Annotated in this window: 16 protein-coding genes and 4 pseudogenes; 11 read left to right on the top strand and 9 right to left on the bottom strand. The window is 39.7% G+C overall.

Going from position 1 to position 16,432, the window contains the following annotated elements; translation table 11 throughout:
- Positions 1–118 precede the first annotated feature (118 nt).
- A complete protein-coding gene (locus KHQ79_RS12505) occupies positions 119–325 on the bottom strand; it encodes a hypothetical protein (RefSeq protein ID WP_225515399.1) in 207 nt (68 codons plus the stop codon).
- A 409-nt stretch (positions 326–734) separates the two neighbouring features.
- Between KHQ79_RS12505 and KHQ79_RS12500 the strand changes: the two are divergent.
- Positions 735–896 (top strand): annotated as a pseudogene (locus KHQ79_RS12500) (DUF255 domain-containing protein); the annotation flags it as partial.
- Positions 897–959: 63 nt separating this feature from the next.
- On the opposite strand, the gene tet reads toward KHQ79_RS12500, so the two are convergent.
- On the bottom strand, positions 960–2,336 hold the full coding sequence (gene tet / locus KHQ79_RS12495) for a Tet(L)/Tet(K)/Tet(45) family tetracycline efflux MFS transporter (RefSeq protein WP_225515397.1): 1,377 nt from the start codon (positions 2,334–2,336) through the stop codon (positions 960–962).
- 33 nt (positions 2,337–2,369) lie between these two features.
- A complete protein-coding gene (locus KHQ79_RS22400; RefSeq protein ID WP_109571643.1) occupies positions 2,370–2,432 on the bottom strand; it encodes a tetracycline resistance efflux system leader peptide in 63 nt (20 codons plus the stop codon).
- A 285-nt stretch (positions 2,433–2,717) separates the two neighbouring features.
- Between KHQ79_RS22400 and KHQ79_RS12485 the strand changes: the two are divergent.
- Positions 2,718–2,897, top strand: a pseudogene (locus KHQ79_RS12485) (DUF255 domain-containing protein); the annotation flags it as partial.
- A gap of 118 nt (positions 2,898–3,015) precedes the next feature.
- Positions 3,016–3,378 carry an MmcQ/YjbR family DNA-binding protein gene (locus KHQ79_RS12480; RefSeq protein ID WP_003236602.1) on the top strand — a complete coding sequence of 121 codons (363 nt, stop codon included), beginning with the start codon at positions 3,016–3,018 and terminating at the stop codon, positions 3,376–3,378.
- Between the two features lie 448 nt (positions 3,379–3,826).
- Here the strand turns inward: KHQ79_RS12480 and KHQ79_RS12475 are convergent, their stop codons facing one another.
- Complete coding sequence (locus KHQ79_RS12475) at positions 3,827–4,663, bottom strand: helix-turn-helix transcriptional regulator (protein ID WP_225515395.1); 837 nt, start codon at positions 4,661–4,663, stop codon at positions 3,827–3,829.
- A 103-nt stretch (positions 4,664–4,766) separates the two neighbouring features.
- On the opposite strand from KHQ79_RS12475, the gene fabF reads away from it, so the two are divergent.
- From fabF to KHQ79_RS12440, 7 genes and pseudogenes are all read left to right on the top strand, one after another.
- Entirely contained in the window at positions 4,767–5,999 is a 1,233-nt protein-coding gene (gene fabF, locus KHQ79_RS12470; RefSeq protein ID WP_225515393.1) for a beta-ketoacyl-ACP synthase II, read from the top strand.
- A 166-nt stretch (positions 6,000–6,165) separates the two neighbouring features.
- Positions 6,166–6,342, top strand: a pseudogene (locus tag KHQ79_RS12465) (DUF255 domain-containing protein); the annotation flags it as partial.
- Positions 6,343–6,614: 272 nt separating this feature from the next.
- Positions 6,615–7,412, top strand: a complete 798-nt coding sequence (locus KHQ79_RS12460; protein WP_105954670.1) for a hypothetical protein — start codon at positions 6,615–6,617, stop codon at positions 7,410–7,412.
- Between the two features lie 262 nt (positions 7,413–7,674).
- Positions 7,675–7,764 (top strand): annotated as a pseudogene (locus KHQ79_RS12455) (DUF255 domain-containing protein); the annotation flags it as partial.
- 154 nt (positions 7,765–7,918) lie between these two features.
- Positions 7,919–8,332 (top strand): MerR family transcriptional regulator, encoded by a 414-nt coding sequence (locus KHQ79_RS12450; RefSeq protein WP_225515389.1) that lies wholly within the window; start codon positions 7,919–7,921, stop codon positions 8,330–8,332.
- Positions 8,329–9,246, top strand: coding sequence for a DMT family transporter (locus KHQ79_RS12445; RefSeq protein WP_225515386.1), 918 nt, complete (start codon positions 8,329–8,331; stop codon positions 9,244–9,246). Before KHQ79_RS12450 ends, KHQ79_RS12445 begins: the two co-directional genes overlap by 4 nt.
- A 71-nt stretch (positions 9,247–9,317) precedes the next feature.
- Positions 9,318–11,387, top strand: coding sequence for a thioredoxin domain-containing protein (locus KHQ79_RS12440; protein ID WP_225515384.1), 2,070 nt, complete (start codon positions 9,318–9,320; stop codon positions 11,385–11,387).
- On the opposite strand, the gene KHQ79_RS12435 is transcribed toward KHQ79_RS12440, so the two are convergent.
- The gene (locus tag KHQ79_RS12435; RefSeq protein ID WP_225515382.1) at positions 11,384–12,283 is read right to left on the bottom strand and encodes a CPBP family intramembrane glutamic endopeptidase; all 900 of its coding nucleotides are present in this window, start codon (positions 12,281–12,283) and stop codon (positions 11,384–11,386) included. The genes KHQ79_RS12440 and KHQ79_RS12435 overlap by 4 nt on opposite strands.
- 226 nt (positions 12,284–12,509) lie before the next feature.
- On the opposite strand from KHQ79_RS12435, the gene KHQ79_RS12430 reads away from it, so the two are divergent.
- Positions 12,510–13,865, top strand: coding sequence for an MFS transporter (locus KHQ79_RS12430; protein WP_225515380.1), 1,356 nt, complete (start codon positions 12,510–12,512; stop codon positions 13,863–13,865).
- 73 nt (positions 13,866–13,938) lie between these two features.
- On the opposite strand, the gene KHQ79_RS12425 is transcribed toward KHQ79_RS12430, so the two are convergent.
- From KHQ79_RS12425 to rpsR, 4 genes are all read right to left on the bottom strand, one after another.
- On the bottom strand, positions 13,939–14,319 hold the full coding sequence (locus KHQ79_RS12425) for a VOC family protein (protein ID WP_003236616.1): 381 nt from the start codon (positions 14,317–14,319) through the stop codon (positions 13,939–13,941).
- A 55-nt stretch (positions 14,320–14,374) separates the two neighbouring features.
- Positions 14,375–15,310 carry a transcriptional regulator CcpB gene (locus KHQ79_RS12420; protein ID WP_225515379.1) on the bottom strand — a complete coding sequence of 312 codons (936 nt, stop codon included), beginning with the start codon at positions 15,308–15,310 and terminating at the stop codon, positions 14,375–14,377.
- A 58-nt stretch (positions 15,311–15,368) separates the two neighbouring features.
- Positions 15,369–16,127, bottom strand: coding sequence for an exodeoxyribonuclease III (gene xth / locus KHQ79_RS12415; RefSeq protein ID WP_060399971.1), 759 nt, complete (start codon positions 16,125–16,127; stop codon positions 15,369–15,371).
- Between the two features lie 61 nt (positions 16,128–16,188).
- Positions 16,189–16,428, bottom strand: coding sequence for a 30S ribosomal protein S18 (gene rpsR, locus KHQ79_RS12410; protein WP_003219224.1), 240 nt, complete (start codon positions 16,426–16,428; stop codon positions 16,189–16,191).
- Between the last annotated feature and the right edge of the window lie 4 nt (positions 16,429–16,432).

Genomic DNA, 16,432 nt, shown 5'->3' with positions numbered 1-16,432 from the left:
TCGTTTAAACCTCCTCCAAGTTAAATTTCATGTTTAATCTTTTTCTTCTTTTTTAACAGCAAGAAAGGATGAAACTTTTCCGGCTGCTCCTTCACCATGGCGTACTGCACGTTTTACACTACCAACAATTGCAGGAACTTTTTATACCAGCTGGCCATTTAGATAATACTAATCCTCGATATTCATACACCCATCCTGCAGTGTCGGTATTGTCACGTCCAACTCCAGTTCCATGTAGAAGCAGTCCATCAACCATCCCTTTATCTTCTATAAACTCTGCTAAATCCATATCCACGCCTTCCCCAAAACTTAAGGTAGCAGACATTCTTTTGAATCCTGTGATACAAAGGTTAATAAACCCTAGCCGGATTTTAAAGCAAGCGCCTTTTGCGGATCATTATTTACTGGATCAGTAATGAAAGCTCCTGGAAATCCACTATCATATACCAATATATTCCATATACAATAAACATATTCATTCCAAATGATTAGCTATATACTGAGTAATATTCACTTTTTTTTAATTACATTCGACCTTCCTTAGATAACAACAGACGTGTTTAGGGAGAGTTATTGCGTTAGCGACTGTAGAAGGTGTAGCCCCCCTGAATATTCTCCAAGCTATATATTCCAAATGCCTTAGTTGACCCTATAGACTAAGGAATTTTTTATTATCTGTGATAACGCTATGTTATAAAGTTTTATTAAAGAAAAACACGAAAGAAGGTGATCCCATGCCCACTCACAATAAACCCAATAGATTAATCAATGAGAAGCCGCCTTATCTCCTCCAACGCGCCCACAACCCTGTGGACTGGTTCCCTTGGAGAGAAGAAGCCTTCGAAAAAGCAAAACGCGAAAACAAGCCGGTTCTGGTTAGCATCGGCTATTCCACATGCTCATTTCACAAAAAAAGGATCAATCTTGAATTTCTTTATCAAGATGATCCTTTAACCCTTTTAGTCATTTCTCCGCAAACGTTTATATACAATCAAGGTTACTAGCCAACTAATAGCAATGATTCCTACAAAAAGTAATAGCATATTACTGTACAAATAAGCGGAATGATCAACGTCAATAGGCAGCATCCTACGATCTAGTAAGCGGATGGATAATAAACCGCCTACAATCGCAATACCCGTTCCCTCCGATAAAAAGCTGGTGAAATTAAGCAAACTCATTCCAGTACCAGCTTCCTTTTGTTTCAAACTACTAGCCACAATTGTAGATATAACTGTTTTTGTGAAAGAAAGTCCCCCAAAAACAAAAACGAATACGATGGTCATGAGCCATGGTGTTGCATCTATAAAAAAGGCAGCGATTAAAAAGCTGGAAGACATCAATGCAATCCCAATTGTTAATACATACAAAGAACCTTTCCGATCAACAAGCACTCCTCCAATGTAACCGAAGATGATGACACTCATTGTTCCTGGAAAAATAATCCCACTTCCAATTGCTGCAGTACTTAAATGGTAAACATCTTTCATCATATAAGGAACCATAGAGACAAATCCTGCTACAGTGCCAAATATCAGTCCTCCGCAAAGGACGCCAATCATAAATAAGAAATTTTTCCCCAGAGCAGGATCAATAAAAGGTTCTTGGGCTCCCCTAATATGTTTTACAAAAATCAGGAAGGTTGGAATACTAATCATCAAAAAAGAAATGCTATATGATGTTGTAAACAGCATAAAAAATACGATACCTGCAGACATCAATATAATCCCTGCCATATCAAAGTGACCTCTTAATCTTTCTTCCTTCTTCAATAGTTTTATAAGGAATGGAACAGTGATAATTGTTACAGTTGGAATAAGAAGCAAATATGACCAATGAAAACAATGAGCAATCACTCCGCCAATAGCTGGTCCAACACCTTCCCCCATTGCTACTAGGGACCCGATCAGACCAAATGCTTTACCCCTGTTTTCTTTTGGAATATAGCGCGCAACTACAACCATCACAAGGGCTGGGAATGCGGCTGCACCAGTCCCTTGAATAAACCGGGCAAAAATGAGTATAGGAAAGAATGAGTGTCCAACAAATCCAATTATCGATCCGAAGCAATTTACCGTAATCCCAAATAGGAGCAGTTTTTTGATGCCAAGCTGATCCGATAACTTTCCATACAGAGCTGTTCCGATGGAAAAGGTTAACATAAAGGCTGTGTTCACCCAGTTCGCACTCGCTGGCAGTTTATTAAAATCGTTAGCAATATCAGGTAATGAGACGTTCAAAACCATTTCATTTAATACGCTGAAAAATGACAGAACACAAAGCCAAATTAAAACTTGGTTGTACCGTAAAGTTGGCTGTGAATAAGACGTATTCACAATTTCCCCTCCATTAATGAGGGCAGACGTAGTTTATAGGGCCATTGATACGCTTCCCTCTTTTAATTGTACCCTTTTCATTTTATTGCACTTCATAATAACTCCCCCTACATTTGATTGATATGTCCTTATTATATATAGACTAAGGTTTAAACTTTTACTATTTTATACAACAATTTGGCCCGAATGTGGAACAAGAAAAAATTTTAATAAGCCCAAAAGTAAACTCACCAAAATTTTATTCATTTTTCTCTCCGGTGGCATAATGAAACATTATATTATGTTTTTGCATCTCTTTTATCAATAAACAGTCAGTTATTGTATTTGTTTTTGGTTACTGTGGTAACCTGAATATAACCAAATTGGAAAGAAGATGATCCCATGACAAAGAAAAATAAACCCAATAGATTAATCGCTGAGAAGTCTCCTTATTTACTTCAACACGCCCACAACCCTGTGGACTGGTTCCCTTGGGGAGAAGAAGCCTTCGAAAAAGCAAAACGCGAAAACAAGCCGGTTTTGGTCAGCATCGGTTATTCGACTTGTCATTGGTGCCATGTCTATTAAAGTAACCAAAATAGACAACCAAGGATCATTGAGTACAAATCCCTGTGATTTTTTCAAAGATGGAATTAGAGAGAAGAAAGTAACCGTAAGTAGTTGGAGGGATGATTGAAGTATGTTAACAAGAGAAGATATCTTTAAACACGTCAAAGAAAAATACGGTACATCGCCTGATTACCCGTGGAAGAAATACCCACACTATGCTGCTTTGAGACATGAGTCAAACAAAAAATGGTACGGTCTTATAATGAATGTTCTCCCAGAAAAATTGGGATTTGATAGAAGTGATGAAATAGATATTCTGAATCTAAAATGTCCTCCTGAAATAAGTGATAGTTTAAGAAATGGGGAAAATATCCTTCCTGGATATCATATGGATAAGGAACATTGGATTTCACTTATTTTGGAACGTACAGATCCAGAAGGAGAAATTTATTACTTAATCGAGCAGAGCTTTAATTTAACCAAATCAAGCTAGATTAGTGGGCACTTTCATTTTAGGACATTGTTCTTCTCTCTATGCCACCAACGCTACTTAAAACTATCTGGGTGTTAGTTGAAGAAGAAAGTACTGTTAACCGCCCATCATATATTATGAGTACTGATTTTCTCAAGTAAAACATTTCAAGAAAACCTGAATTTTTTTGTAAAGAAACGTTATGACAACATGTCGAACGTAACTAAATTCGGCTATTCGACATGTCATTGGTGGCATAGGATCTTTTTTATATTAGATGCACACAACAACTTCATCCAAATACAAAAAAACGAATGGGAACTATATACTAGTTGTTTTTTTATTTACAGTCTAAACAAAGTAAAGGAAGTATTACTTGAATAACTTCTACTCTCCAAACGATAGCTAGCCTTGGCCTATTCTAAAGAACATTGTCATTTATGCAAATTAGGAAACTAATTTATCATAGCTAGCCTTCAATTAAACGTTTTAACTTAAGCTCAGTTTCAGTATCCTCAACTGGAGTATAGACGCTGCATCTTAAATCAGTATCCCCATGTACTTGTAATGAAGTAAGATTAAACAACATTTTACCTACCTTAGCATGACGAAACTCAATTAATACTTCAGGAGCAGAGCTTATCTCATTTTCATTCCAAATTTTACGAAACTCAGGATATGCCTGTTCCATTTCTTGTATAAATTGCTCATACCAGTCATCAGCCACATACTGTCCATAATACGTTCTAAATATTGCGATATATCCTCTAACAAAATGCTCCCAATTCACTGCTAAACTTTTAAATTCCTTTCTTGCGAATAGTAAGCGTATTATATTCCTTTCTGCCGGGATGATTTGTTCAAAATCCAAAAATACATTAGCTGCTGCTTGATTCCACCCAACAATCTGACTTCTTCTATCTGATATAATCGTTGGGCAATAACGAAGTTCCTGCAAAATTTTTACTAAAGCCGGACTGATTTCCTTCTCCTTCTCATTTATAAAGGGTTGTTTCACTCCTTCCTCTAACGCTAGAGCATACAAATATCTCCTTTCATCGTTATTTAATTGTAATGCTCGAGAAATAGCATCTAATACCGAAGTAGATACTTTTATATCTCTGCCTTGTTCTAACCATGTATACCAAGTAAGACTTACACCGGCTAGTTGAGCCACTTCTTCTCTTCTTAGTCCTGGTGTTCTTCTGCGGGTTCCTACAGGTAAACCAACCATTTGGGGAGTAATTTTCGAACGTTGGTTCTTTAGAAATTCTGATAAAGCTTGAAGTCTTGTTTCAGGTTTCATTAATATCTCCCTTTAAAATAGTATTAATTATACTAGGATAAACAACAACTTGTAATAGGATAACACAATAGCTAAAGTTAATAAAAACAAGGAGGGAATTATCATGAAAAGAGTTGTCATTACTGGAATGGGAGTTATTTCTCCACTAGGAAATGATGTAAATAGCTTTTGGAATCAACTAGTTAAAGGACACTCGGGAATATCTCTAATTGATTCTTTTGATACTGCTGATTATAAAACAAAGATAGCTGGAATAGTTCGTGATTTCGATGCAGATGAAATATTGGGGAGAAAAGAAGCAAAACGATTAGATCGTTTTAGTCAGTTTGCCTTAGCAGCAGCCGAACAAGCATTAGAAAATTCACAATTACAGTTAGATAATGTTGATCTTGAACGTTTAGGGGTATATGTTGGTTCAGGAATCGGAGGCATACAATCGCTTGTTGATAATGTGAATGTATTAAATAAACGAGGTCCCGCGAGAGTAAGCCCTAGCCTTGTACCAATGATGATTTCAAATGCAGCTGCGGCCCAAATAAGCATAAAATTAGGAGCACAAGGACCATCATTATCACCAGTCACAGCCTGTTCAATCGGGAACACCTCTATTGGTGAAGCTTTCAATGCTATCCGAAATGATGAAGCAGATATTATATTTGCCGGTGGAGCAGAAGCTGCAATCACACAGTTATCTTTAGCTAGTTTTGGAAACGCCCATGCACTATCTACAAGAAACCAAGAGCCAAGTCGAGCCAGCCGTCCATTCGATACAGATAGAGATGGCTTTGTTATGAGTGAAGGCGCAGGCATCTTAGTATTAGAATCATTAGAAAACGCTATTCTTAGAGATGCGCCGATATTATGTGAAGTAGTGGGGTACGGAGCTAGTTCAGATGCTCATCATATGGTAGCATCACACCCAGAAGGTAAGGGTGCCTACTTAGCAATGAAAAAAGCATTGAGAAGTGCAAATATATCAACAGGTGAAATTGATGTTATTAGTGCTCATGCAACAAGTACACAAGTAGGTGATCGTTCAGAAGTTCTAGCTATTAAGAAATTATTTGGTGAACATTCACGTGAAATTCCAACAACTGCAAACAAGTCAATGACTGGGCACATGCTTGGTGCTGCTGGCGGAGTAGAAGCAATTGCTTTAGTGGAAAGTTTGAGACGAGGAATTATTCCGCCAACTATTAATGTACAGAAGCAAGATCCAGATTGCAACTTAGATGTTGTATCAGAAGCGAGACACCTTCCATTGAAATATGGGCTATCAAATTCTTTTGGTTTTGGAGGACATAATTCAGCAATCTTGTTAAAGCATTACGATTGAAGACCCATCTTTATAGTTCAAAGGTGAAATAACTATCAAGGGTTTATAGCCCTTGATTTTCATTATGGAATACCTCACAGACAAATTATGACGGGCCTCAGCTATCTGGTATATTAAATAGAGGAAAGAGAATACTTAAAAAAACATTTAGAAAGAAGGTGATCCCATGCCAAATAAAAGTAAACCCAATAGATTAATCAATGAGAAATCACCATACTTACTCCAACACGCCCACAACCCCGTAGACTGGTATCCCTGGGGAGAAGAAGCCTTCGAAAAAGCAAAACGCGAAAACAAGCCGGTTCTCGTCAGCATCGGCTATTCAACATGTCATTGGTGGCACGACTATTAGAATAACCAAAAGTATGGTGAATATAACCCCTAATAGACAATCTTCTTCCATCACATGTTTACTCCATATTATTAGTCATCACTTTCAAAATCATATATTTTCAATTTACTAATATCGATAAACTCAACTTATATTTACACTATAAAAATACTATAAAAACTAAAATTTAATGTTAAATTAAGAATTATATAGGTAAAAATTCGTTGATTTACCTCCATCTGTATGTTATAAGTATATAGGAGTTAAATTTTGGAGGGATTAGTTTGAAAGATTTTGTTCTAAAAAATTGGAAACTAGGCGTTGCAACAACTTGTGCTATTACGATATCATTGGGAGTTGTAACACCTTTTGCCAGCGCTTTAACTACAGACAAACTAGAGCTAAATAATCAAAGTTTTGAAGTTAAAGGGACTGTTTTTTCTCAAATGAAAAATGACGCAGGTACAGGCTTAGAGGAAAACTCTGATGCTCAAAACACTCAAGATAATAGTGATGCTTCTGATGCTAGTATGTCAAAAGCAGAAATGGATAAGATCATTCAAGAAGTTGCTAACGAATTTGTTGGTGATGCATTGAAAAATGATGATGAATATCTTAATCCAGTTGATAACACTTCTAATTCATATAATGAATCAAAAAACGAGATACATACTTCAACTGTAGGATTTAATGATATATCATCCCCGATTTCTAATACTATACAACTGAGCACTGCAAGTACAAATTCAATTGTATTGAATCAAAATCCTAAAGTAAGTTCAGGTGATATAAAGGTTGAAAAGGTAGGTTATATTTCTTTAGGGCGGAAATTAATAACGGTATTCGGAAAATCATATGTAAAGAAAAAATTACCTGATGCAATCTATAAAAAGTTTCCTAGTGCATTAAAACGCAAATTTTCACGTGCCCAATGGCTTTCTTTTTGGAACGGAATCGTACTTATGGGTCCATTAGATGAAGTACATGATACAGTAACAGACTATCTTGATAAGTATGTTTGGCATGCAGTAGCTAGTTCTTGTGGATATATTGCACAAGGTGTTGTATATGCAATTCTCTAAAGAAAGTGTTGATTAATTTGAACAAAGAGTCATTTAAATTCATACTAATTTTATTTGCAGTTTTTGCTGTCATTCAGGTGACAAATGAAATTAACTTTACTAACTATTGGTTTATAGACAGACTTATTCAATTTATAATTTGTATTATTGTTTTTTTAGTTTTGACTTATATATTCCCAGTGAAAAAAAACAAGTGAACTTAGGATAGAGCTCTATTGAGCTCTATTTTTTATTTTGTAAGATTTGTATTTAAAGTGAGATTATAGGCTATTCAACTCGGCATTGGTGGCCTGGGATAATCAACTCGTGTGGAGCTCCATTAAAAGATAACAGAAGCCATTTTATACGATAATACCATTTGTTCTAATAATACAGTTTACCTTTTATGTCATTCATTTTCTAAAACCTGCAATCCGTAACCATGCGGTAGCAGGTTTTTTTATTTGCTTGACTTAGAGTTAACTCTAAGTTGTAAACTAACTTTAATCAAAAGAGAGGGATGATGTTTGTTGTATTCCATTAGTAAAGCTGCTGAGAAGACTAATATTAGCTCGTATACATTAAGATATTACGAAAAAATTGGGTTACTTCCACCACCAAAACGAAAAAACAGTGGAAGGCGTTTTTATACAGAGACTGATATTCAGTTCATGACATTCCTGAAAAGTTTAAAGGAAACAGGTATGTCTTTGGAGGATATTAATGAGTTTGTCAAAGACGGATGCATCCTGGAAAAAATCAATTCGGATGTTAAATCGGCACAACTCTCCCCATCTATAAATAAACGTATTGAGATTTTAACCAAGCACTTAGAGAAAATGGAAATTAAAAAAAGGGAGCTGGAAGAAGTGATTTCTACTACAAAAGGAAAACTGGATACATATTATTCAATTTTGAAAGAGGAAGTGGAAAACAAATGAAACATTTAAATATATACCTGATGTTACTTGGCTTCTCTATTTTTACGGGAGCTACTTTTAATCTTGCAAAATATACAGTTGGATATTTTTCTCCATCGTCTTCTGCGGCATGGCGTTTCGGTTTAGCTGCTGCGGTGATGCTCATCATTTTGATTTTTACTGAAGGTATAAAGAAGAGTCAATTACGGAAAAACGCCGTTTCATACATTGTTCTTGGAATTATAGGAATCTTTGGATTTAATGCCTTGTTTTTTGTTGGGTTGAAATATACATCTCCCGTTAACGGGGCATTAATAATGGGGCTGAATCCTTTATTAACAGCAATTCTCTCTCGAATTATCTTAAAGGACAAAATTACAAAAAAACAAGTGCTCGGTATATTCTTTGCTTTCATCGGTGTATTGTTAGTTATTACACAAGGTTCTATCGAAACCATTAAAACCTTATCAATTTCAGGCGGAGATTTAATAATCTTTACAGGTAACGTTTGTTGGGCACTTTATGGTGTACTTGGACGTCGGTTTGTAAAAGGTGGTACTCCGCTATCTACAACCACTTATACGATGGTTATCGGTGCTGTTAGTTTAATAGTAGTTTCCTTATTTACATCCAATCCTGTTTCTTTACCGAACATCCCGACTGGAGTTTGGGGAGCAATTGCCTTTATGGCTTTCTTTACAAGTGTTTTGGGTTACCTATGGTGGAATCAGGGGATTAAGGAGATTGGGGCAAGTAAAACATCTTTATTTTTCAACCTTGTTCCCGTTGTAACGATGATTATTTCATTTGCCGTTGGAACACCAATAAAGGTATTTCAAGTTATTGGGGCTGTGTTAGTTATATTAGGCGTTTTAACTGCTTCAGGGGTAATACGTATTCCTAAGTACAATACTAAAGAACAGTCAGCTGTATAAAGAAACAGGGATTATTTTTGAGAAAATGTGTTAAGTTAAATATACACTAATTATAGAAAGAAGGTGATCCCATGCCCACTAACAATAAACCCAATAGATTAATCGCTGAGAAGTCTCCATATTTACTTCAACATGCTCATAACCCTGTGAATTGGTTCCCTTGGGGAGAAGAAGCCTTCGAAAAAGCAAAACGCGAAAACAAGCCGGTTCTCGTCAGCATCGGCTATTCAACATGCCATTGGTGCCATGTCATGGCCCACGAAAGCTTCGAGGACGAAGAAATCGCACGCCTTCTCAATGAACGGTTTGTGGCGATTAAAGTCGACAGGGAAGAGCGGCCTGATGTGGATTCTGTTTATATGAGAATCTGCCAGCTGATGACCGGGCAGGGCGGCTGGCCGCTGAATGTGTTTATCACGCCTGATCAGAAGCCGTTTTATGCGGGTACATATTTTCCAAAGACAAGTAAATTCAATCGTCCCGGTTTCATTGATGTGCTTGAGCATCTGTCTGAGACGTTTGCGAACGATCGCGAGCATGTCGAGGATATTGCGGAGAACGCCGCTAAACATTTGCAGACCAAAACAGCTGCAAAATCAGGCGAAGGCCTTAGCGAGTCAGCAACTCACCGGACATTCCAGCAGCTTGCCAACGGGTTTGATACGATCTACGGCGGCTTCGGACAGGCTCCAAAATTTCCGATGCCCCATATGCTGATGTATTTGCTTCGTTATCATCAAAATACGGGGCAGGAGAATGCTTTATACAACGTGACAAAAACGCTGGACAGCATGGCGAATGGCGGCATTTACGATCATATTGGCTATGGATTCGCCCGTTACTCGACCGATGACGAGTGGCTCGTTCCCCACTTTGAAAAAATGCTGTACGACAATGCGCTGTTGCTGACCGCTTATACAGAAGCCTATCAGGTCACGCAAAACAGCCGGTATAAAGAGATTTGCGAGCAGATCATCACGTTCATTCAGCGGGAAATGACCCATGAGGATGGAAGCTTTTTCTCCGCTTTAGACGCGGACACTGAAGGAGAAGAAGGAAAATACTACGTGTGGTCAAAGGAAGAGATCCAGAAAACGCTCGGAGACGATCTTGGAACGCTGTATTGCCAAGTGTATGACATCACTGAAAAAGGGAATTTTGAAGGCAAAAATATTCCGAATCTGATTCACACAAAGTGGGAACAACTCAAAGCTGATGCCGGTTTAACTGAGGAAGAGCTCAACCTCAAGCTCGAGGACGCAAGACAACAGCTCTTGAAGATACGCGAAGAAAGAACCTATCCGCATGTCGATGATAAGGTGCTGACCTCATGGAACGCGCTGATGATCGCTGGGCTCGCCAAAGCGGCAAAGGTATACCAGGAACCGAAATATCTCAGCTTAGCGAAAGACGCCATCACATTTATTGAAAACAAGTTAATCATCGACAGCCGTGTAATGGTCCGGTATCGAAACGGCGAAGTGAAAAACAAAGGCTTCATCGACGATTACGCTTTTCTCTTATGGGCTTATCTGGATCTCTATGAAGCTTCGTTTGATCTTTCTTATTTACGAAAAGCGAAGAAACTGACAGACGATATGATCGGCTTATTTTGGGATGAGGAGCATGGCGGATTCTATTTCACCGGACACGATGCAGAAGCCTTAATCGTCCGGGAAAAAGAAGTGTACGACGGCGCTATGCCTTCCGGAAACAGCGTGGCAGCCGTTCAGCTGCTGCGTCTCGGACAGGTTACAGGCGACTTATCACTGATTGAAAAAGCGGAAACGATGTTTTCCGTATTCAAGCCGGACATCGACGCGTATCCGAGCGGCCATGCTTTCTTTATGCAAAGTGTGTTAAGGCATCTGATGCCTAAAAAAGAAATTGTTATTTTTGGCAGCGCAGACGACCCAGCCAGAAAACAAATCATAACGGAGCTTCAAAAAGCCTTTAAGCCCAACGACTCCATTCTGGTGGCAGAGCATCCTGATCAATGCAAAGACATTGCGCCATTCGCGGCAGACTACCGTATCATAGACGGCAAAACAACCGTGTATATTTGCGAAAACTTCGCCTGCCAGCAGCCGACAACAAATATCGAAGAAGCCATCCAAACTTTAATAAGCAGCAGGGATTAAGACCCTTGCTGCTTACTTTGTGATTTCTTATGGTACCACAACGCGATTCCCGCAAAAACAAGGTTGACCGCTATCGTAAATAAAGCCTCCCACATCGGGTTCCCCCGCGTAACCGTAAATAAAGAGGGAATTCCTCCATACACACTGTTTTTTTCTGTGATAAACATACACAAAAACATATTATTCGCGGCATGGGCGCCAAGTGAGATTTCAATACTGCCTGTTTTAATCGTGTAATAGGTCCACACAAAACCAAATGTTAAATACTCAATTCCTGCCCAGACAGCGCCATTGTTCATCTCAGGATTCGCAAAATGCAATACGCCAAACAAGCCACCGACAACCAATGTCAAAATAAGAGGATTTTTCGTCACTCTCCCGAAAGCTTGAAGCAAAAATCCTCTGAAAAACAGTTCCTCAGCTGAGGTTTGAAACGGAACCAAAATGAGGGCCGCCGCTAGCAGCCAGATAAACCGTGAAGCATCGAAGTCTTGCATTGAATAGCTGCCAGGATGAATCGCAAAATCAATCAATTGCACGGCGATCATCAGCAAGAAATAAGCAATAAAGCCAAAGAAAATTCTCCGCCAATTGATCTTTGCATTCGGTGTAATCACAGTTCGGAAAGGCCGTTTCAGAATAAAGCGCACAGCCAGCCATACTCCTGGAATTGCAAACAAATAAATAACATGAGACAAATAAAGATCAACCAGAGGATCACTCAGCACAGCTTCATCCAAATCAAACGTGATATCGGGATTCACAATAATCGTAAACAGTATCGCGAAAAGGTAAGCAATATTCCCGAATACATATAACCCTACCATCACCAAAAAGGCGAAAAAATATCTCCACAACGTATTGTTTCCTTCTATAGGACGGATAAATGAATTCATTCCTTCTTTGTCTCTTCCTTTCAATGAGAATATTACTATATATTTGCATAAATTGGTCTATGAATCTACTGTTTTGGAAATCTTTTTAGCAAAATGAACATAAAAAGTGCGAATTTAGTTCTTCCATCTAGTGATTTGAACTCTGTCGCCAATGAATCAAGATACTTATAATATTCCCAAGAGGGGAATTTTCAGTCTTTTCTTACTACTCAAAAGGGGGTTTTTTATGAATACGATCTTCAAACAGAAGAACACACATCCTTTCTCAAACGCAGCGAATCGTTTAGACCGCCTTCCGATTTCTCGCGTTCACTTCCAAGTATTAACCGCTCTCGGCATTGTTTATTTCTTTGATCTTGCAGATTTATTTACCCTCAGCAATGTAGCGCCGGCACTGATCGAGCATTGGGGCATCCCGCTTTCAACCATCGCCAATGTAACGGCGGCTTCGTTTTTAGGCATGTTTTTAGGCGCATCACTGGGAGGAAGGCTGTCTGATCGAATTGGCCGAAAAAAAGCCTTAAATCTATTTGTGTTCGTTTTCTCAATCGCATCGCTATGCAATGCAGCAGCATGGGACATCCCGTCTTTAATGACTTTCCGTTTTCTCACCGGGTTTGGTGTCGCAGCTGCAATGGTCATTACCAATAGCTATTTGGCGGAATTTTTCCCTTCCAGTGTCCGCGGAAAATATATTTCTTTCTGTGCCATGATTGGATTGATCGGCGTTCCGATCACCAATATTGTGTCTGCCTTTGTCATTCCGCTCGGTTCATGGGGATGGAGGCTTGTATTTGTATGGGGTGCCGTCGGCCTTATTTATTTTTTCTTTATCCGCCGTCTGGAAGAGTCACCCCGCTGGCACGAAAATCGCGGTGAATATGCGAAAGCCGATGCGATCCTCAATCGAATTGAGGCGCAGGTTGAACAGGAGAAAGGCCCGCTTCCGGCACCAGCTCAGCCCAAAACAAGCGATACCGTTCAGCAGCACGCGGGTTACGCAGGGTTATTGAAAGGAAGAAACCTCAAAATTACCATCGTTTTATCTGCTGTATGGATTTTTGAAACGTTTGGATTTTACGGATTTGCCTCATGGGTTCCCAGTCTGCTAAAAAGCAATGGCGTCACAATGGAAAATACATTGTGGTATAACGTACTGCACTCCGTCGGCGCTCCGCTTGGCGCATTGTTTGGTTCGATGATTTCTGAAAAATTTCAAAGAAAATGGATTTTAGCCGCCAGCGCGTTTTTAACAGCCATCGCCGGTCTCTTATATGGCATGACTTTTATTCCGATCATGATTATTGTGTTTGGTTTTATCGTCAATATCACGGAACGGGTTTTCACCTCGAACTTATACGCTTATACGTCAGAACCTTATCCGACTGAATACCGCTCGTCTGGCAGCGGTTTAGCCTATGGCCTCGGCCGCTTTTCAAACATTTTCGGCTCATTGCTCGTCGGGTTTATCGCCGTTCAGCTCGGCTATGTCAGCGTCTTCTTATTTATCGGCGGCTGCTGGCTCGCATGCTCCGTGCTGTTAATCTGCTTCGGCCCTAACACGAATGCGAAACAAATTTAAAAAAAGTCAGTGCGGATCTGCCGCACTGATTTCACTGCAATTCCTTCAACATCCTCGCAGGGTTTCCGCGATGTCAAATTGTAATCTCAATCAAATTTCCTTCATCATCTTCAATCACACTTTCATAGTAGCCGTCTCCAGTTGTCCTTGGGCCGTTGACTACTGCAAAACCATCCTTCTTCAATCGATCAGTCAGTTCATCAACCTTCTCACGGCTTCCAACAGAAAAGGCAATGTGCGCCCAGCCTGTCATCGTTTGTGAAGGCGGATCAGTCACATTTCCTTTTTTCATAATTTCCAGCCTTGCTCCGGAATCAAACGTAATAAAATAAGACTTAAAATCTTTTTTCTCATTATGATACAAATCGTTCGCTTTGCCATTAAAATACGTTTCATAAAAAGCCTTCATTCGCTCTAAATCTTTGACCCAGATCGCTGTATGTTCAATCCGCATTTCTTCCTCCTCCTTCACCTTCAATGAAGTTATAAAGTATGAAATGCATTTCAGTTCAAGCTTTTTTCTCGAATTGATGCTGAATTTTTATATCAATGGGTTCATCCTGCAAAAAAAGAGAGAATGCTGCGATGCCGAGCTGCTCAAGATTCAAATCAAGCGAAGGAAAACCAAGAACACGGCTGATAGAAGAGTTCCCCTCGCCTATGATTTCAACACCCCATTTATTCTTTTGGGCAAATACATGAATTCCAGCTGCCACTTCATCACTATTTGCATAGATAGCCGTTGGAACCCGTCCGCTCGTATAAAAGTGCTCAGCTGCCCGCTCACCGTCATTCATATCGTTGCAACCGGACAGCATATGACGGTCTTTCAGGCTCCCGCAGACGGCTTTATAGGCCGCAGCTTTGTCAGCCGTGCTTGGACTCCTGTCGGCTTCTCTGACGCACGTAAAAGCGATATCCTCATGTCCGCGGCTCTTTAAATAGCGAAAGCTTTCTGCATAAGCAGCTCTTCTGTCGTTGTACGCACATGGGACACCAATGTCTCCGGTATCCTCACAAGCGATGATCGGCCCATACTCCTGATATGCTAAAATGCTGTCCCAGTCATTGGCGCGGGATGTAATAATGAGACCGTCTATTTTCTTTGTTCTTAACAGCTCTAAATATTTGATTTCAATAGCGGGGTTATAATTGGTGGGGAGGAGGGTCGTTGCATACTCTTGCTGAAAAGCCGCCTTAGTGATTCCGTTTACGATTTTATCAAAGCAGGGATGATCGCTATAAGGCAGAATCACACCGACCGTATGGGTTTTCCCGCGAATGAGATCGATTGCGGTTCGATTTGGTATGTAATCTAATTCCTTCATGACTTGATGAACAAGTTTTCTCTTTTCTTCAGACACATACGGATGATGATTCAATACACGCGAAACAGTCGAAACAGATACATTTGCCAGTCTTGCAATCTCTTTTATGTTTGCCATCTCTTTCTCCTTTTTCATATAAAAAAGCAGTAAGCGTAAATTCCTTACTGCTATCTCATCATATATTGATCATAAGTTCAACAGGACAATGGTCGGAACCCATGACATCCGCTGATATGCTGGCATCCTCAATCTGATCCTTAAGCCTTTCGGACACAACAAAATAATCGATGCGCCATCCGATATTTCTGTCCCGGGCGCCGGCACGATACGACCACCAGGAATAAGCACCTTCAAGATCAGGATAGACGTGACGGAAGGAGTCAATAAAGCCAGCTTCTAAGAAACGAGTGAATGCTTCTCTTTCTTGATCAGAAAATCCAGCGTTATTCCGGTTTGCCTTTGGATTTTTCAAATCGATCTCCTGATGAGCTACATTCAAATCGCCGCATAAAATGACCGGTTTTTTCTGATCCAATTCAAGAATATAAGATAATAAAGCCTCTTCCCATTGCATGCGGTAATCGATCCGCTCCAAACCTCTTTTCGCATTCGGCGTGTAAACGGTCATCACAAACATGTTTTCAAATTCCAGCGTAATCACTCTGCCTTCTTGGTCATGCTCTTCTATTCCGATACCATACATGACACGCAGCGGCTCTTGTTTTGAAAAAACAGCCGTGCCGGAATATCCTTTTTTCACTGCATAATTCCAATACACATGATAGCCTTCAGGCTGGAGATCAACCTGGCCGTCCTGTATCTTTGTTTCCTGTAGACATATAATATCTGCATCCTCTTCCTTCAGATAAGAGAGGAAATCCATCTTTCTCATGACAGCCCGCAGGCCGTTTACATTCCAAGAAATCAGTTTCATGTTTCATCCCCCCTATAAAAAAGAGCAAGAACCCGAAGGTCCTTGCTCTTTACGTATAAGCTTACTCACCGCTTACGTACGGAAGTAAAGCCATTTGACGAGCGCGTTTGATCGCTGCAGTCAATTTACGTTGGTATTTAGCGTTTGTTCCAGTTACACGACGTGGTAAAATTTTACCGCGCTCAGAAACAAACTTTTTAAGAAGATCTACATCTTTGTAGTCGATGTGCGTGATACCGTTAGAAGTGAAATAACACACTTTACGGCGTTTCGCACGACCGCCTCTGCGTCCTCCTGCCATTGTC

The sequence above is a fragment of the Bacillus sp. TSO22 genome (genome assembly GCF_020223595.1).
Classification (GTDB): Bacteria; Bacillota; Bacilli; order Bacillales; family Bacillaceae; genus Bacillus; species Bacillus inaquosorum.
This window is presented reverse-complemented; position numbering and strand designations above follow the sequence as displayed.

Coding starts and splice junctions, on each gene's coding strand:
- KHQ79_RS12435 (WP_225515382.1), bottom strand. CDS start 12,283: ATGAATTCATTTATCCGTCCTATAGAAGGAAACAATACGTTGTGGAGA.
- xth (WP_060399971.1), bottom strand. CDS start 16,127: ATGAAACTGATTTCTTGGAATGTAAACGGCCTGCGGGCTGTCATGAGA.
- KHQ79_RS12475 (WP_225515395.1), bottom strand. CDS start 4,663: ATGAAACCTGAAACAAGACTTCAAGCTTTATCAGAATTTCTAAAGAAC.
- KHQ79_RS12445 (WP_225515386.1), top strand. CDS start 8,329: ATGAAACATTTAAATATATACCTGATGTTACTTGGCTTCTCTATTTTT.
- KHQ79_RS12420 (WP_225515379.1), bottom strand. CDS start 15,310: ATGGCAAACATAAAAGAGATTGCAAGACTGGCAAATGTATCTGTTTCG.
- fabF (WP_225515393.1), top strand. CDS start 4,767: ATGAAAAGAGTTGTCATTACTGGAATGGGAGTTATTTCTCCACTAGGA.
- KHQ79_RS12425 (WP_003236616.1), bottom strand. CDS start 14,319: ATGCGGATTGAACATACAGCGATCTGGGTCAAAGATTTAGAGCGAATG.
- KHQ79_RS12480 (WP_003236602.1), top strand. CDS start 3,016: ATGTTAACAAGAGAAGATATCTTTAAACACGTCAAAGAAAAATACGGT.
- KHQ79_RS12505 (WP_225515399.1), bottom strand. CDS start 325: ATGTCTGCTACCTTAAGTTTTGGGGAAGGCGTGGATATGGATTTAGCA.
- KHQ79_RS12430 (WP_225515380.1), top strand. CDS start 12,510: ATGAATACGATCTTCAAACAGAAGAACACACATCCTTTCTCAAACGCA.
- rpsR (WP_003219224.1), bottom strand. CDS start 16,428: ATGGCAGGAGGACGCAGAGGCGGTCGTGCGAAACGCCGTAAAGTGTGT.
- KHQ79_RS12440 (WP_225515384.1), top strand. CDS start 9,318: ATGCCCACTAACAATAAACCCAATAGATTAATCGCTGAGAAGTCTCCA.